The sequence below is a fragment of the Frankia sp. BMG5.60 genome (assembly GCF_059428125.1).
The window spans coordinates 37,913-59,637 of record NZ_CM182091.1 but is presented as its reverse complement, the minus strand read 5'-3'; the positions used below and the strand labels follow the sequence as shown (position 1 = coordinate 59,637).

The 21,725-nt window shown below is 70.7% G+C and carries 19 protein-coding genes; 7 read left to right on the top strand and 12 right to left on the bottom strand.

Annotation, left to right across the window (positions count from 1 at the left end; genetic code table 11):
* Positions 1–146 precede the first annotated feature (146 nt).
* From AC5R91_RS00220 to AC5R91_RS00165, 12 genes are all read right to left on the bottom strand, one after another.
* Entirely contained in the window at positions 147–818 is a 672-nt protein-coding gene (locus tag AC5R91_RS00220) for a DUF6313 family protein (protein WP_495395017.1), read from the bottom strand.
* Between the two features lie 417 nt (positions 819–1,235).
* Positions 1,236–4,688: an AfsR/SARP family transcriptional regulator gene (locus tag AC5R91_RS00215; protein WP_495395016.1), complete on the bottom strand. Its 3,453-nt coding sequence runs from the start codon at positions 4,686–4,688 to the stop codon at positions 1,236–1,238.
* Between the two features lie 122 nt (positions 4,689–4,810).
* Positions 4,811–5,212: a pilus assembly protein TadG-related protein gene (locus AC5R91_RS00210; RefSeq protein ID WP_495395015.1), complete on the bottom strand. Its 402-nt coding sequence runs from the start codon at positions 5,210–5,212 to the stop codon at positions 4,811–4,813.
* Positions 5,209–5,550 (bottom strand): hypothetical protein, encoded by a 342-nt coding sequence (locus AC5R91_RS00205; protein ID WP_495395014.1) that lies wholly within the window; start codon positions 5,548–5,550, stop codon positions 5,209–5,211. The genes AC5R91_RS00210 and AC5R91_RS00205 overlap by 4 nt, the downstream gene beginning before the upstream one ends.
* Before the next feature lie 182 nt (positions 5,551–5,732).
* Positions 5,733–6,266 carry a hypothetical protein gene (locus tag AC5R91_RS00200; RefSeq protein ID WP_495395013.1) on the bottom strand — a complete coding sequence of 178 codons (534 nt, stop codon included), beginning with the start codon at positions 6,264–6,266 and terminating at the stop codon, positions 5,733–5,735.
* A gap of 5 nt (positions 6,267–6,271) precedes the next feature.
* Entirely contained in the window at positions 6,272–6,508 is a 237-nt protein-coding gene (locus tag AC5R91_RS00195; protein WP_495395012.1) for a hypothetical protein, read from the bottom strand.
* Between the two features lie 106 nt (positions 6,509–6,614).
* Entirely contained in the window at positions 6,615–7,499 is an 885-nt protein-coding gene (locus AC5R91_RS00190; RefSeq protein ID WP_495395011.1) for a type II secretion system F family protein, read from the bottom strand.
* On the bottom strand, positions 7,496–8,401 hold the full coding sequence (locus AC5R91_RS00185; RefSeq protein ID WP_495395010.1) for a type II secretion system F family protein: 906 nt from the start codon (positions 8,399–8,401) through the stop codon (positions 7,496–7,498). The genes AC5R91_RS00190 and AC5R91_RS00185 overlap by 4 nt, the downstream gene beginning before the upstream one ends.
* Complete coding sequence (locus tag AC5R91_RS00180) at positions 8,398–9,744, bottom strand: ATPase, T2SS/T4P/T4SS family (RefSeq protein ID WP_495395009.1); 1,347 nt, start codon at positions 9,742–9,744, stop codon at positions 8,398–8,400. Before AC5R91_RS00180 ends, AC5R91_RS00185 begins: the two co-directional genes overlap by 4 nt.
* Positions 9,744–10,550 (bottom strand): CpaB family protein, encoded by an 807-nt coding sequence (locus AC5R91_RS00175; RefSeq protein WP_495395008.1) that lies wholly within the window; start codon positions 10,548–10,550, stop codon positions 9,744–9,746. Before AC5R91_RS00175 ends, AC5R91_RS00180 begins: the two co-directional genes overlap by 1 nt.
* A complete protein-coding gene (locus tag AC5R91_RS00170) occupies positions 10,547–11,440 on the bottom strand; it encodes a hypothetical protein (protein WP_495395007.1) in 894 nt (297 codons plus the stop codon). Before AC5R91_RS00170 ends, AC5R91_RS00175 begins: the two co-directional genes overlap by 4 nt.
* Positions 11,419–11,892, bottom strand: coding sequence for a hypothetical protein (locus AC5R91_RS00165; protein WP_495395006.1), 474 nt, complete (start codon positions 11,890–11,892; stop codon positions 11,419–11,421). The genes AC5R91_RS00170 and AC5R91_RS00165 overlap by 22 nt, the downstream gene beginning before the upstream one ends.
* A 647-nt stretch (positions 11,893–12,539) precedes the next feature.
* Here AC5R91_RS00165 and AC5R91_RS00160 point away from each other — a divergent pair.
* The 7 genes from AC5R91_RS00160 to AC5R91_RS00130 all read left to right on the top strand — a co-directional run bounded on the left by AC5R91_RS00160 (position 12,540) and on the right by AC5R91_RS00130 (position 21,653).
* On the top strand, positions 12,540–13,145 hold the full coding sequence (locus AC5R91_RS00160; protein WP_495395005.1) for a hypothetical protein: 606 nt from the start codon (positions 12,540–12,542) through the stop codon (positions 13,143–13,145).
* A gap of 75 nt (positions 13,146–13,220) precedes the next feature.
* Positions 13,221–14,695 (top strand): IS3 family transposase gene (locus AC5R91_RS00155; protein WP_495392209.1). Its coding sequence is split into 2 segments (ribosomal slippage): positions 13,221–13,649 and positions 13,652–14,695, totalling 1,473 coding nucleotides; the frame shifts between segments, so codons are not numbered across the junction.
* A gap of 67 nt (positions 14,696–14,762) precedes the next feature.
* Positions 14,763–14,885, top strand: a complete 123-nt coding sequence (locus AC5R91_RS00150; protein ID WP_495395004.1) for a hypothetical protein — start codon at positions 14,763–14,765, stop codon at positions 14,883–14,885.
* A gap of 390 nt (positions 14,886–15,275) precedes the next feature.
* Positions 15,276–16,031: a DUF2637 domain-containing protein gene (locus AC5R91_RS00145; RefSeq protein WP_495397872.1), complete on the top strand. Its 756-nt coding sequence runs from the start codon at positions 15,276–15,278 to the stop codon at positions 16,029–16,031.
* Between the two features lie 39 nt (positions 16,032–16,070).
* On the top strand, positions 16,071–16,199 hold the full coding sequence (locus AC5R91_RS00140) for a hypothetical protein (RefSeq protein ID WP_495395003.1): 129 nt from the start codon (positions 16,071–16,073) through the stop codon (positions 16,197–16,199).
* A gap of 466 nt (positions 16,200–16,665) precedes the next feature.
* Positions 16,666–17,934, top strand: coding sequence for a metallophosphoesterase family protein (locus AC5R91_RS00135; protein ID WP_495395002.1), 1,269 nt, complete (start codon positions 16,666–16,668; stop codon positions 17,932–17,934).
* Positions 17,934–21,653, top strand: coding sequence for an AAA family ATPase (locus AC5R91_RS00130; protein ID WP_495395001.1), 3,720 nt, complete (start codon positions 17,934–17,936; stop codon positions 21,651–21,653). Before AC5R91_RS00135 ends, AC5R91_RS00130 begins: the two co-directional genes overlap by 1 nt.
* Positions 21,654–21,725 lie beyond the last annotated feature (72 nt).

Sequence of the window (21,725 nt, the reverse complement as noted above, 5' to 3'; positions counted from 1 at the left end):
ACACCTTCGGCCCCCCAGCGGACCATGAGTTTCGATGCGTTTTCAAGTCCTTCTTCAGAGGCATCTGGGAATGCATGCGCGAGGAATAGACGCATAATCTCCCTCGCGTCCCTTGGTTTGGCCATAAGGCGGTCTCCCTCAAATGCCTAGCGTCGAACATCGCAGATCATGCATCTTTTGAACACCGCGTCGGGGCGGAGCATCATTTGTGCACCACTCACCGCAGAACGGGATGTCTCGCCTCGGCCCATCTCCGCGTACTGCTTGGTGTTCATCAGGTCGGAGACAGCGATCTCCCAGTGATCCTGTGCAGTCCGCCAGTTATTCAGATGAGCTTGCCGCACAAACAGATCGACAAATTCGCGATCACTTGTGTTGCCGAGATGATATCGTCCGAGCCACGGTATCGCCGGGGGTGGTGCAAGCCTTTGCCTTATGGACTTCTTCTTGTAGCTACTGTTCGACACATGCGTATAACCTTCGATACGGCTGGAGATCACATGCCCGGCGAAACCACCGACCACCGCCGGCACAAACAGCCAGCCAATAATGGACACAAGCCAGAGGGTCTTACGACCCGAACCATGCGGAGGAGGGTCCCCACCCAGGAGTACCGTGTACGAGGGAAGTAGGCCGAAGAAATGTACCGCAAGAAGAAAGGCCGTGACACCCAGGATCGCAAAAGGTACGCCCACTTCGAGTATCCACTGCATAAACCCCGAGAATGCCGTGCGAGATCGATAATAGCGCCTGATTCGAGCTGCACCTTGCCGCGGTGGAGCGATCAGAATCGGCGGCGGAACAACCGGAACCGTCATGATCATATACTCCAGTTGTCCCCATCGCCAACCGAGGACAGCCTAAATTCTTTCCACCCGGCAACCATCAATCTCCCCCGAAGATATCGGACACCACGGAATCAAAAACTCATTCATAGTGTAGTACTCGGTCTTCTCTGCCCTTATTCGGCGTCTGCCGCCCGTGCGCGAGGTCCCTCGCCGACGGTGGCGCAGGACAGGCTGGCGCATACGGGGACCTGGGTCAACGGCGAGCACGAGGTCGACACAGACAGGAGAAGTGCGACCTCCGGCCGGGCCTGACTCGCTACGGATGTATGCAGGCCCGCGCCATGCCGGCTATCCCGGAATACCGGTCGTGCTGATCATTGTGTGCAGATTGGCACCGGGATCGAACACCGCATGCCGCACCCCGCGACAGACCTCCGACCCTGCCGATCAGCTGGCAGCGCTCCCGTTTTCGTGCCACGGAGGCTGGTGTAGGAGGACGCGATAGAGCTTTTCGAGGTCGGGGTCGGTGTCGCCGTCCCAGAGGGGGTCGGCTTGTTCGGCGCGTAGGTAGGCGTGGTACTCGGCGCGGACGGCGCTGCGGTCGCCGGTTTCGGCGTAGGCGCGCATCCGTTGGGCGAACAGGCCGGGGTGAGCGGGGAGCACGGCAAGACCGCGGCGGGTGGCGTCGAGGACGGCCGTGCTGTCGCCGCGGGCGAGGTGGAGGTCAGCAAGGAGGAGAGCCGCACGGACGACGGTGGTGGTGAGTTGGGAGCCGAGTTCGGCGTCGAGCCAGGGGTGGCGGGCGGGGGTGCCGCGGACGAGGTCGAGTCCGTCGGTGAGCGCGGCGATGGCGATCTCGGGGTGGTGGCGATGGGCCTCGGCGTGGTCGATGTGGGCGTGGAGCAGGTCGAGGTCGGTGACGACGGCCGGGTTCAGGGTGATGGTGGTGCGGCGGGTGGGCAGCCATTGGCGAGCGTGTTCGCCGGCGAGGGTGACGAGGATGCTGCGGGCGCGGCCGAGCTGGTTGTTGATGGAACGGGCCTGGGCTCCGGTGGGCCAGATGGCGGCTTCGAGGTCGGTGCGGGTGCGGCCGCGGTGGGTCGCGAGCCAGGCGAGGACTTCCAGGGTGCGTTCCCGGGCGAGCTCAGCGGGTGGGCGGCGTCCGTCGCGGGAGATGATGGTCAGGGGGCCGAGGAGTCCGATCATGACCTGCCAGTCGGGGCCGGTGTAGGGCTCGGGGCCAGGCGCGGCGGGCGGCACGGGGACGGGTTGGGGTGGCCTGTCGGCGTCGGCGAGGAGATGGAGCAGGTCGCGGAGTTCGTCGGCGGCCAACTGCGCGGGGCGGAGGCGAAGGCCGAGCGGGTCGAGTCTCCAAAGGGGTTCGCCGTCGGCGTCCGCGTGCCCGTCGAAGAGCAGCCGCCAGGTGGTGCCCTCGTCCGTGTTCGCGTCGCCGTGGTGGTCGGTGATGACGGCGAGTCCCAGCCCGCCGTCGCCCGCGAGCTCGATCAGGTCGGCGCGGCTGTCGAGGTCGTGGGCGCTGGGGTGGGAGTGCAGGGCGAAGGCCGCGGTCGGCTCCCAGCGTTCGGCCGGGGCGGCCGGGCGGGCGGCGAAGGTGGAGCCGTGGCCGGTGACGGCCAGTTCGTCGTCGAGGGCCTGCAGGCCGGGGGTGATTCGGGCGAGCAGTGCATCGAGGTCGTCGGCGATGGTGATGCGGTCGTCGTCGAGGAGGCCGAGGGGGTCGAAGCCGATGACCTCGATGCGGGATCCGCCTGCGAAGGGGGACAGCGCGAGGGTGGCCAGCAGGGCGCGGGCGAGCGCGCGGAGACCTTCTGCTCCAGTGTCGCCGGGGTCGAGGGTGAGGACGCCGAGGGCTTCCAGATCGGCGTAGAGCTCGGCGCCGTCGGGCTCGGTGCCGAGCTGAACCAGGAGCGGGCAGGGCGGCGGGATGTCGGGAGGCGGAGGCAGCGCGGCGGCGGGTGGCAGGATCCAGATCCGGCCGTCGACCTCCTCCTGCCAGGGCGTTGGCGGGTCGGTGCGGGGTTCGCGGAGGTAGACGTCGATGGTCTCGTCTGGGCGGACGAGGACGACCAGCGGTTCGGGGCCGGCGGCGGGATCTGTCGCGTCGGCACCGACTGGAACTGCGGCGCATTGGGCGGCGAGGTCTCGCAGGGCCGCGTCGAGGCGGGACAGCCCGTCGAGGTCAGCGGTGGCGAGGACCGCGGTGTGCAGGGCGACGGCGCGCGGGTCGGGTTTCGGCGGCACGGTGCGCCGGTCCACAGCCCGGTCCCGGTGCCGGCGCCGGGAGGCGAGCGTGGATACCACTGCCCCGGTGAGGAGGCCGGCGGCGCCGACCCAGACCGGGAGGAGCTCCGACTTCGTGTCGTGGCCGCGACGGATGGGGGTCGGCGGCGGCGTGGAACCGGTCACGTCCCGAGGCGCTCGCGGTGCAGGGGACGGATCGATCCGTGTACCGGGGCCGGCCGTCCCTGCCGGGTTGTCGGAGGGGGCCGACTCGCTCGGGGTGAGTCGAGTGGGGCCGGGCGCCAGGAGAGTCGGCCTTATTGCGGCCGATGGGTCGGTGCCGTTCCGACTCGACGTCGGCGGTTCACCGTCCTGAGCCGGCGCTCCCGGCACTCCCGGCGGCCCGGGCGCCGTGGGCAGGACGTCGGCACCACGTGGCGGGACCTCGGATGGGGACGCGTTCTGGTTCGCGGCTGGTGTGGGCAGTCGAAGGGGCATTCCGGGGTTGAGGATGTTCGGATCGTGCAGGCGCCGCCCGGCGGGATCCGTCGCTCCCCGGTTGGCCGCAAAGATCTGTTCGACCAACGCTGGGAGATCGCCTTCTTCGGCGTCGGGGTACGCGGCCTGGGCGATGCTCCAGAGTGTTTCGCGGGGTCGAACGAGGTGGCTCGTCTCCGGCGCGGTGTTGCGGGCTGGTTGCGGCGCTGCGCCGATCGCGTTCGGCGTCGCCGCCTTCGCCGTCGGTGGTTCGAGGGGGATGCGCAGCAGGGTGCCGTCGCCGATGACGACGAATCCCGCTTGCAGGGTGGTGCCGTCACGTTGACGCAGGCCGATGCTGGCGTCGCGGATCTCCTTCCACCGGTCCGGGTCGCCCAGGAACTGGGCGGCGATTGATCGCAGCGTGTCGTAGGGGCCGCAGTGGTAGATGTCGCCGAAGAGCCGTCCCGCTTCCGGTAGCCCGCGCCCGTCCTGGGTGGTGCCGGGCGAGGTAGGTGCTGCGGCGGTGCGGGCCGTGCCGCCGAGGGCAGCGGTGACATCGGCAGGGGCGCTCAGCGGTGCCGAAGGACGATCCGTCGGGCCGGTCGTGGTTGGGGTGGCGGCGAGGGCGGCGCGGGAGGAGAGCAGGCTGAAGACCAGGGAGGCCAGGGCGACCCAACGCGCAGTGGCGCGTCGCAGCGCGTTCGGCGCGGGCAGGCGCCAGCCGGCGCGTTGCGGCGCGGCGAGGCGGCCGCCCGGGCGGGGACGGCTGGCAGCGCTGCGGGAATCGCGCCGGACGCGGAAGGTCTGGGAGAGGGCTTCCGCGGCGATGCACAGGGTCAGATAGGCCCAGGTCAGCCAGGCCAGCACGGCGATGGCGTTGGGGATGACGTCGGGGTGGAGGTAGCCCCGGCTGGCGAGCGTCGCCCAGCGGGCGGGTTCCCAGGTTCCTGGTAGCGGGTTGCCTCGCCAGGCGGCCAGGAACACGGGCACGGCGATGAGGAAGAGCAGCAGGCCGACAAGCGCGCCGAAGCCGCGCAGCGCCTGGCCAGCCGACGGTCGGGCTGCCCTGCCCGTGGCGCTACCTGCGGACCCAGTGCCTGCGGGTCTCGCGCTCGCGGCGCCCGTGCCCGTGTCCGCAGCGCCCGCCGCGCCGATGCTCGTAGCGCCCGAGCTCGTCACGTCCGACGGTGGGCGTCGCCGCGATCTGTGTTCTGGTAGCGGGTCGCCTCTGAGCCGAGGATCTTCGGAGGTGGAGCGGCGGCGAATGACGGTGTGGTGGGGCATGACGGTGCTCCGCTGGGTTACGGGCCGCGAAGGGCGACGGCGGACCGGGTCTGGATGACCGTCTCGCCGGTCCGGCCGGACGCGGCGAGCAGGATGTAGGTGACGTGGGTCTGAGCGGTGACCGTCACGGTGTCGACGGTGACGGTCACGGTGCCCGCGACGTGGTGGCGGTCGAGATAGCCGCGGGCGGCCGCGGCGGCCGCGGTCCGGTCGAGGGTGGGGGTTCCGGCGCGCAAGCTGGTCAGACTGATCTGTTGGGCGCCGGCTCGGGCGGCCTTTCCCGCCAGGTCGGAGGCGTCGGCGTTGGCGTAGAGGACCCGGCCGGTGTCGACGATCAGTCCGGCAAGCAGAACCGCGCCGGCGAACAGTGCGACCAGCAGGAGGCTGACCGACCCCTGGTCACGACGCGCTGTGGTCATGGACGGTCCCGGAGTCCGCCGCGGAATCGATCGATGACCTCGTCGCTGGTTGCCTCGGCCACGCGGGACGGGCCGAGGACCAGGTGAATGCGGCATCCGACGGTGACCGTGACGATCCCGCCGGCGCCGAACTCGGCCACGTCGGTGGTGATGGTCTGGCTTCCCGGCGCGCAGGCCCCGGCGGCCAGGGCGCGGCGCGCGACCGCATCGGCCTGCCGCTCAGCTTCGGCGGGAGTCGCGGCGAGGGAGGCGGCTCGGGCTGCTTCCCGAGCCGCATCACGAACGCCGCTTCGGGCCTGCTGGGTCTGGAAGGCCACAGCGATGATCGCCGTCGCCACCAAGAAGATCATCCATCCGGCGGCGAACTCGACCGAGTAGGCCCCTCGGTCGTGATCCTTTTCCGGGGCTCGAGCCCTGCCCGCAGGGAGTCCGATCTGGGCGGCGCGAGCGAGAGCGCGAAGCCAGCCTGCCGCCAGCATCGCGCGGCAAGTACCGGGTCGCCCGCGGGACTCCGGATGGCTCATGGCGTCCGGCCGGCGCCCGCGGGAACCGATGCGCCGGCGTCGGGCGGCGCGGCAGTCGAAAGGCCGCCGCGCCCCGCGACCGGCGCGCCATCGAAGGCCGGCGCGCCATCGAAGGCCGGCGCGCCATCGGTGACCATCGGCTGCGGGACGAACCGTAGCCGTGGGCCGAAGGCGGAGCGTGCGACGGTCATGCCCAGGACCGAGGTGACGGTCACCGTCACCGTCACCTGCTCCGGCGCGACCTGCACGGTGGTCGTCACGCTGGTGATCGAGCGGCTGGATCGGGCCAGTCGTTCCGCGACGGCCGCGGACTCCTCGGCGGTTCCGTCGGGGCTTTGCATGATTTCCAGGGCGCGCTGCGCGGAGGCCTCGGCCGCCTGGACCGCGAGCCAGCGCATGCCGAGCCCGAGGGTGACGACGAGGAGGGTCATGACACCGGCCATCACCAGAGCGAGCTCCACCGGGCTGCTTCCGACGTCGGTGTCGGCAGGCCGGCGCGCGGCGCGGGCGAGCCTCGCCGGGGCGATCATGCCGGCTACCGGCAGGTGGTGGGGTCGGCGCTGGTGCACACGTGATCGGCGATCTCGGTCGCCTTCGCCCGCAGAATCAGGATCACCGCCGCCGCGATCAGTACGAGCCCGACCGCGATCACTGCCGTCGGCAAAGCATCTCCACGATCGCGCCCTTGCTCTGCGCTGCGCTGCAGGTAGGTCGTCCACCGCAGGTGTGCCAGGGTCAGGAGGACACCGAGTCGGCGCATCACCGCCACCATCCCTTCCATCGGTTGCTGGTTGTCTCGAGTCGTAGTGGCCGGCCCACGCCGCTGCCCTGCTGTCGGAGCCGGGCGCGGCAGACCGGTTCGCGAATCTGGTTCGACGTCATGGGGTGGTGTTGACGCCGGTGAAGATCGCCAGCAGGGGGACGGTGAGAAACGCGACGAACGCCAGGGCGACCACGACCGCCGGCAGTTCCATCGCCGCATCCGCGGTGGAGGTCGCCGATCTGGCCTGGGCGGCTTCCACAGCTCGCAGGTGCGCGCTCTTGCTTTGCAGCGCGAGCACCGGGGACGCGCCGCGCAGCGCCGAGCTGACGGTCAGCCGCAGCTCGGCGAACTCGGCGACCGGTATCCGCCGAGCGAGGCGGTCCAGGCCGGCGTCTGGTGGGGCGTGGCGGGCCCGAGCCCACCTCAGGGCGCCGCGGATCTGCGCGAAGGCCCATCCCCGGCCGGCATCGGCGGCGCTCTGCAGCGCCGTGTGCAGCGGCAGGCCGCCGACCAGCAGGATCCGGACCAGGTCGAGATAGGCGGCCACGGCCAGCCGGGCCTCCTGTCGGCGGGCGTTCGCCCGGCGGTGCAGCGGCCGGTCCGCCCACGCGACGCCGGCCAGCACCGCGGCGACGCCGCCGGTTGGCAGGGCGATCGCTGGCACGGCCAGCCCGCTCGCCGCCACCCCTGCTTCCAGCACCACGGTGGCGCACAGGGCGACCGCCAGGCGCATCATTCTGGTGATGGTGTGTGCGGCCGGATCGACGTCGAGTACCGCGAGATCGTCGGCGAGAAGCAGCCGCCGCGCCCACACCGGCCCGACGATCCGCGCGAAGCGGCGCGTCACCATCCAGGCCCAACGTGCGCCGATCGTGGCGCCGGTGCGATCCGGCGCGAGCCGCGGGCGCAGGCTGCGCCCGAGGAAGTACAGCCCGGCGCCGAAGCCCCCGCCGCACATCGCCGACACCACCGTGCCGGTGCCGGCCATCGGGCCGGTCACGGCTCGTCGCCGAAGAAGTCCGGGACCGTGCCTGGTCGGGACAGCCGGGTCAGGGTCCGCACCGCCAGTCCCACGGCTCCGCCGATCAGAGTGAGGATCATCTGCCCCCAGGCGGTGCGGTAGGGGGCAAGCATCGCCGGCCACACGGCCAGGACACCGGCGACGGAGGCGGCGAACAGGCCGAGCAGCAGCGCCATGGACCGCCGATACCGGGCCCGGGCCGCGTGCACGTCCCGGAGCACGACAACCTGGTGGCGGGTCGACTCGACCTGGTCGGCCATCAGCCGTGCCAGGTCCCCCGCGCCACGCTGGTACGTCAGCGACAGGACGGTGACGATCGATCCGATCAGCGGATGGGTCACCTCGGCGCGCAGGCCGCCCAGCGCCACCGGTAGTGGTTCCCGGTCGAGCCGGACCCGCAGCCGGCGCAACGGCTCGGCAAGCGCGGACGGGGCCAGCTCGCACGACGCCAGCACCGCCGCCCGCAGTGGTTGGCCCGCGTCGATTTCCTGGCGGATCGTCTCGCACCAGGTCGCGGCCGCTTCCCCGAGTTCGTTGAGCGCGCCGACGTTCGGTTCCCGCTGCATGTCGTGCACCAGCCACCCGCCGGCCGCACCCACGACCGCAAGCACCGGCAGCGCGGCCACAAGGCCGAAGACCAAGCCGGCGAGGCCGCCGCCGGCCACGGGCCAGGCGACGTCCACGATCCGCCCGACCTTCCCCGCCTCCACCGGCCGCCAGGGCCGCCACGCGGCCGGCGGACGGTGACCGACGATCACCCTGCGACCCGGGCCGATGGGGAGGGTCCGGCCCTCCAGCAGGGCGGTGAGGAGTAACCAACCTCCGAGGCCGACCAGCGCTCCAGACAGCGCGCCGGCCAGGATGTGAAGCTGCGCGTTCACCAGGCCGCCCCCGTCCGACGGCGGGCAAGCACCGCCGGGGCGACTCCGGCGGACCGCAGCTTCGCGGCTAGCTGTTCGGAGAAGTCCAGATCCGTCCGCAGCGCCTGTCGGGACTGCGGCTCCCAGCGCCACAGCTCCGCCGAGGTCACCCGGCCGTCCCGGTACTCCCCGACCTCGTGCACGCTTGTGACCATCCGCCGGCCGTCGACACTCGCGACATGCACGATCAGATCGACGGTCGCCGCGACGGTCTCCAAGACCGCCTGCTCCGGCACGCGCAGAGCGTCGAACGCGGCATAGGTCCGCAACCGCGCGACGACGTCGGCGGCGCTCGGCGCGTGGATGGTCGTCGCGACCCCCTGGGCGATGCCCTGCCCGACCGCGAGCAGCAGCGGCAGGACTCCGCCGTCGGGGCGAAGCTCCCCGAGCAACACCCGATGCGGCGTCTGGCGGCGCAGGTTCTCCGCGAGGTAGCGCGCCATCGAGTACTCGCCGCGGCCGTCGACGTTGCGTTCGCGGGCCTCGAACTCCACCAGGTTGCGGAATCGCTCCCGGTCCAGGAAGAGCTCCTGCTCGTCCTCGACCGTCACGACGCGGTCGAGGATCGGATCCTGGGGTGTCGCGTTGATCCACGCCCGCAGCAGCGTGGATTTCCCTGCACCCGTCCCACCGGAGATGATCAAACCGAACGGCTGGCGTACCGCCGCCGCACCGGTCAGCAGGGCGGCGATGTCCGCGCCGAACATAGCCGCGTCGGCGAGCGCGCCCAGGCTGTCCAGGCCCGGCGCGAACAACCGGCAGTCGATGTGGGTCAGCCGGGTCACCCGGGACACCGCGTGCACCCGCACCCCGTTCGACAGCCGGAACCGCACCGACGGATTGCTCTCGTCGAACCGGCGGCCCACCGACGCCGCATGCTCGGCCACCCACTCGAACGCCTGGACGTCGCTACCGAACGGGGACCGTCCCTCTATCCGATGCCCGCTGCCCCGCTCGGTCAGCACCAGGTTCACCGAGCCGTTGACCTCGACGTCGGAGAACCGGTCGGCCAGCAGAAACGGACCGAGCGGACCCAACGGTGACTGCGCTTGCCGGACGAGCAGCCGCACGTCGTTCTCCCCGGCCGCGTCCAACTGCGGCCGATCGGAGCCGCCATAGCGGATATCGGCCAGCTCCCGCGCGAGAAGCTCCTCGGCAAGAGCGGCACGTTCCGCCGAGGTGAACCGTCGACCGTTGCGGCGGGCGGCCGCCGCCTGCCGCTGCACCTCTGTATTGATCGAAGTCGCCACTTCATCGACGACTTCGACGATTCCCCGGGGTCTGGCGGACGCTGGCTGGGACATCACCCGGCACCTCCCTCGACGGGATCAGCCCCATCGCCATCAGCCCCGTCGCTGCCCGGGCTGCGGCCAGTCGGCCCAGACGCGGTGCCATCGGAACGGCCGTCACCCGCACCGCCGCCCAGCTGCTCGGGAGCTGCCGAGCCACCGCCGATGCCGACGAGACGAACACCGTGTTCCGACATCGCAGCCGTCTCCACCGCCTCCACCGCCTGCTCAAGCAGAGTGAGGTACACGACGGTGTCTCCCGAGTGGCTCGCAGCCACCTGCGTTCGGACCTCGGCGACGCGCACGTCGCGGGCCAGGAGCACGGCTCGGCTCGTCACCGAGTCAAAGCCCAGGACACCCACGACGTCACCGGCCCGCACCGACGCCGACGGCAGGCCATCCGGACCGACGGCCACCCCGATCGACACCTGGCCGGCGGCCGCGGTCACCGACCCCACCATCTCCGGGCTGAGCAAAGTGCCCGCCGGCAGGTCCAGCAGCACCGGCCGGCCGACCAGCACGCGGCGCGCCGTCGCCGGGGTCGCCAACCGGACCGCCCCGCCCTGCGCATCCACCCCGACAACCGCCAGGTCCGCCGGCGCCACCACCGTGCCGCGCGCCAGCGGCCGGGCGAGCGCCACCACGTCCACGCGGCGCGCGTCGTCCGAGGACAGCCACAGCGCGCCGGCCGCGCCGAGAACCATCAGCAGCAGCGCCACCGCCGCGCCACCCCACCGCCGGCGCGGCGCGGCGCCCTCCGCATCGGGGTCAAGGTCGTCCGGGATCCACTCCTGGTCCGTGGGGCGCGCCGGCCGGGTCATCGTCCAGCCCTTTCGACCGCTTCGATCTCGCGCACCTCGACTGGCACGTCCGCCCGGGTGGTGACGCTGGCCAGCTCACCGTGTTCGCCGTCGCTCGCAGTCCAGGTCACCGTCCAGCCGACGGATAGCGCCCCAGGCCAGCTCCGGCCGCCCGGCGCCGCGGTGGAAGCGTTGAGAAAGGCGTACGAGCAGGCGGGGGGACGCACGGGCTCCGGCGTTCCGGGAACGAACACCGGCCCCGGCCCGGCGCAGGACACCGGCGGCGAGCCGTCACCCGGGTCGAACCGCAACACCGTCGCAGTCGCGGTCACGGTCACCGAGCCACCCGCAATGCCCGCCGACGCCGACACCGCCGACCACTGCCCCGGCACGGCAAACCACACCGGCACCCGAACCACCACCGCGCCCGCCGTCACGTCCGGCGAGAAACGGCCCCGTGGGGCCGGCAGCCGGCGCCGCACGTCCTGCTCGGCAGCTGCCAAGGCATCGGCGACGTCCGGAACCCGCAGCCACTGCCATAGGACGATCCGGTCGTCGCAGACCCGCGCATACAACCGCGACCGGCTGCCGTCCGCCTCGACCCGCTCGACATCCACCCGGCTGACGGCCTCCGGACGGTCCTGTGTCAGCTGATCGGCGGCCGCGTAGCCCACCTGCCAGTGACACGCGGCTGCGACGGCAAATCCCGGGGGTCGCGCGGCGCGATCCGTGCCCGCTGAATCCGCCGCGGCGACAAGAGTCCGGGCCGCCTGATCGACGTCGGCGGAACCATGCACAGTTCCGTTGCCGTTCGACCAGCTCGACGTCGCCGCGGCGTTCACGGCGGCAGCAGAAAGAATCAACAGGAACAGAACGGCACCAGCCGTCATCAACGTCTTGACGGGGGGCATCCGTCTCGCCCCTTCCACGAGTCCGTCGTGTGCACCTGGTCGATCTGCCACGTTTCACGCTTCACCCAGGTGAACAGAGTCCTCTCGCTCAGGAGACCGTCGTCGACGACGATCTCCGACCCGTCGGGTGCTTTCTGACGCGCGTCGAAGATGACACCGGCGTCGTAGCCGCAGACCGTGGCCACCGCGGTATCCATCCCGCCAGCCGGCACTTCGATCTTCTCGATGACATAACGATTACCGGCCCCTGGCCGGGCGGCGTACCCGCGGGCCGCGAGAAAGGCCAGGAACACGCGGACGTTACGACCCGGTGCGCCCGTCGTGGTGTAGCTGGCCAGCAGGCCCTCGACCCCACGCTGGTCGCCGGGGTCAGCCAACGCGACCTGGAACGAACGGTAGTACCTCTCCTGCGCGGCCGTTATGTCCCTGTGCAGCGCATCGATGGGATCCATCAGCGCTGGCGGGGAGGTGGACGACCGGGACCGCACGGAGGGCGCGGCCGATCGAGCCGCGGGGGTCGCAGCCACACCCGGGGCGCCGTCCGGGTTACCGGGAGGGCTCCCGCATGCCGCACCCAGCACGGCGACAAGCGCGAGAACGAGAACGAGTAGCGGAGAAGAGGCGAGACGGGAACAGGGGCTCGCGGACATCACGACCTCCGGAAGACGATCTCCGGTAACAGGACACACGGATCTCACCGATTCGGCAGCCGACGCGCATACCCCACCCTGCCGCCGCACCGAATCCCCCGGAAGACCCGCGAAATACACAGCCCCACGGATTGCACCTCACCGCCGGGGCTCATCCCGCCGCGCAACCCGCCTCCTTCGCAATCAGCGCGGCGCAACAATTCAGGTGGCTACGTTGTTCGTACACGTTGATATCACAGCCCACGAACCCCGAATCGGCGGCCACAACCATAACCGCAAGAAACCGAAAGAAGATGCGCGTGCAAGCTGGACTGACGCTTCCTGACGACCTCGACGCCGCGGGTGCGTCGACCGCCGCGACGCGTGCGAGCCGACCTACAGATAGGAGCGGCAACGACCGCCTGGACACCGTGCCGCTCCCCCGCCGTCCCGTCCCGAGGGAGCTCACCGTGACCCACGACCCCGACCCGTACTTCCTGGCAGGCGACGAACACACCACCCTCAGCCTGCACCGACAGGCCCTCCGCCCGGACGACGCACCGGCTCCGCTGCTACTGCGGGTCACCTCGCCCCAGACCGGCATCGCCACCGCCCACCTCACCGAGGCCACCATCCGGCTCCTCGTCGCGGCCCTCCACTCCGTCCTCACCGAGGCAAACCAAGCCAGCAGAAGTGACTTGCATCACATTGGCGTTGAGGATCAGGTCTGGACCATCGCGAGCCCCGACCACATCGACCCCTGGGCCGCCGTCCCACCTGCCGCGGCCTACGTCACCGACCCCGGCGACCTCGACATCGACCGAGCCCAGATCGCGTACGCCGACGCCACCCGCGAACGCGAGAACGCCGCCGCCTGGCTCGCCCGCGTCCACTGCCAGCACGCCGCCTACGCCACCGCCCTCGCCTACCCACACGCCGCGTGGATCACCATCGACCTCGACACCGCCAACACCGACGGCATCCGGCCCGCCCTCGTCGCGGTCCTCGACCCCGAAGGCAACCCGCTCCCTACCTGTCAGCATGAGGTGAGTCAGGTAGCAGCTACCATCTTGTGACCGGGGCGGGGTTGGGAGAAGAAGATCGTGGTGGTGTCGGTGACGGCCAGGCGGGGCCTGGTCGATGATGGTCGGGTGGGAGATCGTGAGGCCGACCGGTCGCGGCCGGATCCGGAGGTCGAGCCGAAGGCGCGGCGGCGGTCGTTCTCGCCGGCGTACAAGCTGAGGATCCTGACCGAGTACGAGGCGGCGACCGGGCCGGGTGCGAAAGGCGCGATCCTGCGCCGAGAGAACCTGTATTCGGCGCATCTCGTGGAGTGGCGTAAGGCCCGCGACGCGGGGGCGTTGGCGGGTATGTCGAAGCCGAAGGGCCGGCCCGCGGTCGACGACCGGGACCGGGAGCTGGCGAAACTTCGGGTGGAGAAGGAACGGTTGGAAAAGGAGCTGGCGAAAGCCCGCTTCGTGATAGAAGTCCAGGGAAAAGTCTCCGAGCTCTTGGAGAAACTCTCCGAGGGCATGCCCGGGACCACCGACGACCCGAACTCGCCGACCAGGCGGAACGGATAATCGAGGACGGACTCGCCCGCCTCACCGAACAGGCCGGCGTGAGTACGGCGTCGGCGTGCGCGGCGTTGGGCCGGGCGCGGGCGACGCATTACCGCCGGCACCGGAAATCCCCCGCCCCGCCGCGGCCGGCGCCGATCCCGCACCGCCAGCGCCGGCAGCCCGCGGCGTTGTCACCGGCGGAGCGGGAGCGGGTGGTCGAGGTGCTGCACTCGGACCGGTTCGTCGATGCCGCCCCGGCGCAGGTCTGGGCGACCCTGCTCGACGAAGGGGTCTACCTGGCGTCGCAGCGCACGATGTACCGGCTGCTGGCCGAACGCGGTGAGACCGGTGAGCGCCGCCGCCTGGCGACGCACCCCGCCCACGTCAAACCCGAACTCGTCGCCGAGAAACCGAACTCCGTGTGGAGTTGGGATATCACGAAACTCCGCGGCCCGAAGAAATGGTCCTACTTCTACCTGTATGTGATCCTGGATGTGTACAGCCGTTATGTTGTCGGGTGGATGGTCGCTGACCGGGAATCCGCCACCCTCGCCGAGGATCTGATCATCGCCAGCTGTGAGAAGCAGCGGATCGATCGGAGTCAGCTGACGATCCACGCCGACCGGGGCACCTCGATGACCTCGAAGACCGTCGCGCTGCTCCTCGCTGACCTCGGCGTGACCCGTTCCCATTCCCGGCCCCGGGTGTCGAACGACAATCCCTACAGCGAGGCCCAGTTCAAAACGTTGAAGTACCGGCCCGACTTCCCGGGTTCCTTCGACACCATCCAGACCGCCCGCTCCTGGTGCCGGGCGTTCTTCGACCACTACAACAATGATCACCGTCACTCCGGGCTCGGGCTACTCACCCCGGCCGTCGTCCACCACGGCCAGGCGCCCGCGGTCCGCCGGGCCCGCGCTGCCGTCCTCGACACCGCCTACACCGCGCACCCCGAACGGTTCGTCCGCCCGCCAAGCCCACCGGCCATGCCCGAACCCGCCTGGATCAACCGACCCCAGAACGACGAAGACCAGACACCGGAGGCAGAGGCCGAGACCAGCTAATTTCCACAACATCCTGCCTCAAAGAGGTTGACAGGTTCCGCTCGCGGAGCGGAACAGCGCCGACCCGGTGTTCCACGCACTCGCCCGCCAGGTCGACGGGGCGCTGCGCTCCGCCCTCGCGATCGCCCCGGACCTGCTCACCTGGACAGGTCGCCGCAGCCTCCACCTCAGCCACTACGCCACCTGGTAGACCACCATGCCCCTGACCGTCGGCACGCCCGAGACCACATCACCCCCTCCAGCCCACAAGATCATCTGGCCGCCACAGACACCAGCGCAGCAACTCCTGGCGCCGGCGGCTACGAGTCCGGCCGACGAGGTGAGCACGGTCGGAGAATGCCCTGCGGCCACAGATGCTCCGAGCGAAAGCAGGACAGCCCCCGACTCCCCCGCTGCGACCGTCGACCCGACGACACCCAAGCCCACGCCGGCAACAGGCTCGACGACGCGCCGCGACGTCACGAGCCGCGCCGACCCCGCGCCTCCGACCGCGCCGACGCGCGCCACCAGCGCGCCCACATCACCGATCGGCGGTAGGAGCACGCCCGCAGAACAGCCAGGCCGGCATGACCCGACGAGGCTGCCGCCCAAACCCCGTTCAGGAACCGGCGACCGCTGCATCCGCATCGCCACCGTCATCGCCGTCCTAGGCGTCGCCGGCATCGCCGCCGTTGTCAGCTACCGCCACATGCGCGCCGTCGCCATCCTCCACGGCGAGGACCCCACCAACGCCGCCGTCATCCCACTCTCCGTCGACGGCCTCATCATCGCCGCCTCCATGACCATGCTCGCTGACAGCCGAGCCCACCGACACCGCTCCTGGCTCGCCTACGCCCTGCTCACCCTCGCCTCCGCCGCCAGCCTCGCCGCGAACGTCATGCACGCCGAACCCGACCTCGCCGCCCGCATCATCGCCGCCTGGCCCAGCGCCGCCCTCATCGGCGCCTACGAACTCCTCACCGCCCAAATCCGCGCCGCCGTCACCACCGCACCCCAAAACTCGAGTGAACCGGCCGCGCTCCCCTCGTCGAACGCGCCGCACGCCACGCCCACCCCTACGCCCGCGCCGAACTCGCGCGCTTCCGCAGCGCCCGCCGCTTTACCGAACACCGAGCCCACCACCGCGCCGGCCGGGAAGCGCCGAAACGGCCCCGGCGCTTCTCCGACTCCCCCGCCAGTCAAACCCGGTACCAAGAAGGACCGACTTCAGAAGCTCCTCGCCGCCCTGCCACCCGACGACCCCAGATCCGTCTACGCCCTCGCCAGAGACCTCGCCCCCCTCATCGGCCTCCACGAAGGCACCGCCCGCCGCTACATACCCCATCTCCGACTCTGATTCGATCATGCTGGCTTCCGTCCGAAAGGGACGCTGCCCATGGGCATCGCCAGCTGGCCGCTACGGACGGACCTGCCGGATCTTCAGCGCAGTCCGGGGCGTCGCGAGCTGGCCGGCATGCTGCTGCCGCCGGATCCTCTTCTTATGGCGCACGCCACCGCGGTCTGATCGGCCAGGCTTGTAGCGAGCCCATCGCCAGGAGACGGTGCGCCATGAGAAGCATGATTCCTGTGGCCTCACCCGGGTCTCCAGGATGATGCCGGCGGGACAAGGAGTCTGCACCGGCGAACATCGTGCTATGCGGAAGACATCACGGACCTTTCGGTGACACATCGGGCCGACGTGCAGCGGCGGAGTCCCGGGGGCGTGCCCCTGTTCCCGCGGTCCAATGAGGGTCCGACTGCGGCATACGCACGCCAACGCCTTTCTTCGGCGGATTCAGTCTCGGGTGACCCGCCTCCTGGTCGCTGGGATGAACTTCAGGGATCGCAACCAAAGGTCACGGAAGAGTCACCGAATGGCCAACCTTTCGACGTCTTCTGCACTCGGCCTTGCGGCCTTCCCGCGTTCCGCCGGATGAGGTCCGCTGCCCCACTACTGTTCAGGTGGTTACGCAGCTCCCTCGCCGTCAGCGGTGGGGGAGGCTGCGCTGATCCTCGGGGGAGAAGTGCGTCTCGTTCATGCTGCTGATATTCACCTGGACAGTCCTCTGCGAGGGCTGTCCAGGCTCGGTGACGACGCCTTGGCACACCTGCTGCGCGAGGCCACGCGTCGGGCGATGGAGAACCTCACGGAGCTGACGGTCGCGGTCGGAGCGGACGGATTACTGCTCGCCGGTGACATCTACGACGGAGAGTGGCGGGACTACGGGACCGGCCGGTTTTTCGTGGAGCAGATGGGGCGGCTGCACGACGAGCAGATCCCCGTGTTCCTGGTGCAGGGCAATCATGACGCGCAGAGCGAGATCACGCGGTCGTTGAGCCTGCCTCCGAACGTCACGGTCTTCGCCGCCGACAGGGCCGGCACGGTCACTGTGGACAAGATCGGTCTAGCGGTGCACGGTCAGAGCTACGCCACCCGTGATGTCGAGGCGAATTTGGCCCGGGCCTATCCGGACGCGATTGGTGGCATGGTGAACGTCGGGCTGCTGCATACCGCGGTCGAGGGCGCCGAAGGACATGCCTCCTACGCGCCGTGCACCATCGACGATCTCACCCGGACGGGTTACGACTACTTCGCGCTCGGCCACGTCCACACCCATCGGATCTTCGGTGACGGCGCGCGGGTGGCCGCGTTCAGCGGGAACCTGCAGGGACGCAATCCCCGGGAGACCGGTCCGAAAGGCGCCCTGGTCGTCGAGCTCGAACCCGGCCGGACACCGGTGATACGCCTGGAGCCGTGCGATGTCGCCCGGTGGGCCACGCTGAGGATCGACGTGGCGGCATGCCGCACGTTGGACGACGTGCTGGCCTGCGTCGGCGGACACCTGCAGGCGACACGCAGCGACGCGGGTACGCGGCCGGTCGTCGCCCGAATTGTCCTCGTCGGCGCCTCACCCGCCGCTTCCGCACTGCTCGACGAGGAGCGTCTGCGAGAGGAACTGCAGACAGTCGCGGCCGGCCTGACCATGGTGCTCGAGAAGATCGAGGTCCGGGTGACGAGCCCGCACCCGCCCGCGTCGGTCGACCCGGAGCTGATGGCGGCGATCCGCGCCGCCGCGGACGATCTGGCCGGTGACACCGACCGGCTCGCCGTACTCGCCGGTCCATTGGAACGCGAGGTCGGCCGGGCGCTGCGCCGCGCCGGTCTGCTCGACCTGAACGATCGCGCGACCCTGGCCGATCTCGCGCACCGCGCCGGGGCCAGCCTCTTCACCCGACTCGTCGGCGACGAGGAGGACTGATGCGGATCCGCTCATTCGGTCTGGAACGCTACGGCGCCTTCGAGGGTCGCGCCGTCGCGTTCGGCTCGGGGTTGACCCTGGTCGTGGGCGACAACGAGACAGGCAAGTCGACGACGCTGGCGGGACTCGCGGACCTGCTGTGGGGCTTCCGTCCGCATCATCAGGACCACACCTTCGCCGTGGGCACGTTGAGTCTCACCGCCCGCGTCGAGCTGCCCGACGGGTCGGAGGTGGATCTCCGCCGGAGTCGTACCGGCCTGTCCACCACCCCGGACGGGCATCCGTTCACAGCGGTGTGGGGGCAGGACGGCCGTGAACAGTGGCGCCGGGCGTTCGGCCTGTCACGCGCGGACCTGCAGGACGGCGGTTCCGCTGTCTTTCGTGGCACCGGGGATCTGGCGGAACTGGTGTTCACGGCCCGCAGCGGGCGAGCAGTGCGCGAGCTGCTGTCCGCATTGGAGGGGGAAAAGGACAAGCTGTACAAGGCGCACGGCAACAGCAAGCGGTCTCAGGTCCGCGCGGCGTGGACCGAGTTCGAGCGTGCCCGTGCCGCCGCAGAGTCCTCCATGACCCGGGCGGGTACCGTCCGCGACGCGCAGGACGAGCAGGCACGCCATCAGCGCAGCGCCGACATCGCGGCGGCCCGGCTGAGCTCCTCTTCCGAGAGGTACGCCCTCGCCGACCAGCGGCGCCGTGCCGTGCCCGGCGTCCGCGCCCTGGTCGGCCTGCGGGCCGAGCGCGTCCGGCTGCTCGCCACCGGGCTGGTGCTGCCCGCCGAGCGGCTCGACGCGTTCGACACCGAGCAACGGGAGCTCGACATCGCGGCCGGCGACGCGGAGCGGCTCGAAACTGACCTTGCCGCCAAGGCCCGCGACCGGGCGGCGCTGCATATCGACGACGCGCTGCTTGCCGACGGCGTCGCGATCAACCGGCTGGAACGGCTGATCGAAGCCCGAGCAGGGGATGCCAACCTGGCCGAGGACCACCGCTGTGAGGCCGAGGATCAAGCCGACGAGGCCACCAGGCTGCTCCACGGGCTGGTCGGCCCAGGCGAGCAGCGGCGGAACGAGGAGTTGCTCGCCGCGATGCACATCCCGGTCGACGTCGCGGCCGACCTGGACACGCTGGGCGCCCGACTCGACGCACTGACCGCCGAGGTGGAACGGGCCGATGCCGCGGTCGAGGCAGCACTGGCCCGCGAGCAGGCCGCCGCTTCCACGGTGGCCCCCCGCGACCCGGTGCTGATCGGCCTGCTCCGCAGCGTGGTCACCACGATCCGCGCGGAAGGCTCAGCATCACAACTGCTCAGGGCGTCCGTGGACACCGCGGCCACAGCGCAGGGGGATCGACGCGACGCGCTACGCCGCGCGGGCGCCCGCGAGGTCGACACGGCTCCACCTGCCGTGCCAAGCCGGGACACGGTACGCCTGGCGTGCCGACGCCTCACCGACGCCGAAGACGCCTGGGTTCGCAGCAAGGAGGAGGTCACTGCCGCCGAACTGGCCGTGGACCAAGCGCGCCATCAGCTGGCCAAGACCGATGGGCAGCACCTACCCGACCCGGAGTTGCTCGCACGAGTCCGGACAGAACGCGACGACCTCTGGGGCCGCCTCGTCGAGGCCGCGGCGAGCGGGTTGACCCCGACACGGGCCGCCGAACTGCTGCCCAGCCTCGCCACCACCGTGCGCCGCGCCGACGAGATCGCCGACGATCTGATCGGCCGTGCCTCGGCTGCGGCGAAACAGGCCCAGAAGCAGCGCAATCTCACCGACGCCGCCAGCCGCCAGCAGGCCACCGCGGACGCCTACACGGCCGCGCGCGACGCGAAGGAGCAGGCGCAGCAAGCCTGGGACGCCTTCTGGAACGACCTCGGGCTCACCCCACCAGCGATGGACGAGGCCGACGACGTCCGCCGCGCGCTCGACGACGCCCAGCAGGCGCAGACCACCCTGTTGGCCGCAGAGCGCCGCATCACCGCCCTGACCGGCCAGGCCGACGCCCAACACGCCACCCTGACCGAGGCCCTCGCCCAGATGGGGCATCCGAGCCCTGGCGCCGATCTCGACACGGCCTTGGCTGCCGCCGAGCAGATTCTCACCGCCGATGACGCCGCCCGCGAGGAACGCACCAGCGCGGCCCTGCACGCCCGCGTCACCGCCGATGCCCGCGAGGCGCACGCCGACCGGGCCGTCGACCTGCACACCGCCCAGCAGCAGTGGACCGCACTGTTGCAGTCCGCGGGCCTGCCTGCGGCGATGACCCCGGCAGGCTGGGCGGCGTGGCACACCGCGCTGGCCCAGGCCCAGGCCGCCCAGCACTCCGCGACCCGGGCCCGCGCCCTGGCGGCCGACGCCCAGGCCCGTATCGACGCCTTCACCGACGAGATCGCCAAGCTCGCCACCCGCCACGACGACGACGGACACGACGACCCCACGCCCGCCACCGTCCTGGACCGGCTCACCGAGAGGCTCCGCGCTGCCCGTGCGGCCCGCGCCGCCGCCAAGGTCATGGACCGCACCATCACCGAACTGACCGACCAGCTCACCACCGCCCGCACCCGGCACACCGACACGGCCGAGCGCCTGAACCGGCTCCGCGACGAGGCGGGACTCCCTCCAGATCATCCGCTGGCCGCAGTCCTCGAACGCAGCCGCGCGGTCCAGAAGACGCGGGCCGAGGAGACGGCCGCCGAGACGATGATCCGCGCCGCGGCACCCGAGCACGACCTCGAAACCCTCGTCAAGGACCTCGCCGACCGCGACGAAGCCGACCTGGAACGGGAACTCGCCGCCGTCCGCGAGGAACGCGACGCCTGCTCTACCGCCCAGGACGAGGCATCCCGGGCGCTCGGCGCGAGCACCGAACGGCTCCGTCAGTTGCGCGGCGGACCCAGCGTCGCCGATCAGCACGCCCAGGCCCAGGAGCACCTCACACTCGTCGCCGAAGGAGCTGAACGGTACCTCACCGCCACCATCCAACATCATCTCCTCCGCGAACAGCTCGAAGCCTACGAACGCCGCCACGCCTCCCCGCTCCTCGGCGACGCCGGGCGCATCCTCGAGCGCCTCACCGGCGGCTCCTGCGTCGCGCTGCGCGCGGTCGACCGCGGCGACCAGCGGTTCCTCCGCGTCGTCCGCGCCGACGAGCAGGAACGCGAACCCGGCGAGCTGTCCGAAGGCACCGCCGACCAGGTCTACCTCGCGCTACGGCTCGCCGCGATCGACCAGCTGCAACGCGACCGAACCGCCCGCGGCGACGTGTCCCTACCCGTCGTCCTCGATGACGTGCTGATGGCCTTCGACAACCACCGGGCCATCGCCGCCCTGCGCGTCCTGGCAGACCTCGCCCGAAACTGGCAGATCATCGTGTTCACCCACCACCATCACCTCACCGACCTCATCGCCGCCGACCCACGCCTGGCAGAATCCGTACACATCAGCCGACTACCCAACGTGGACACGCCGCCAGGCATACGTGGGGCCGATCAGATCAGGACCTCCCTCCTTACCGCCAGTGACGGCGACACCGCCTTCATCCTCGGCTCACCTCCCCCGGCCCCACCTGGACGGCTGGCGCGGGAACGGGCTCCAGCCCCTGCCGCCGACTACGACCGAGTGGAAGTACGTCGCTGGGCACGGGCACAGGGATACGACGTCGGAGACCGCGGCCGCATCGCCGCGAACATCGTCGACGCCTTCCTCCGCGCACGGCGCAACTGAGCTCCTCGCCGACGCCTCGTTGCCCGGGTCCTGCTCACGGCGGGACTGTCCCGATCAGTACGACAGAGCCGA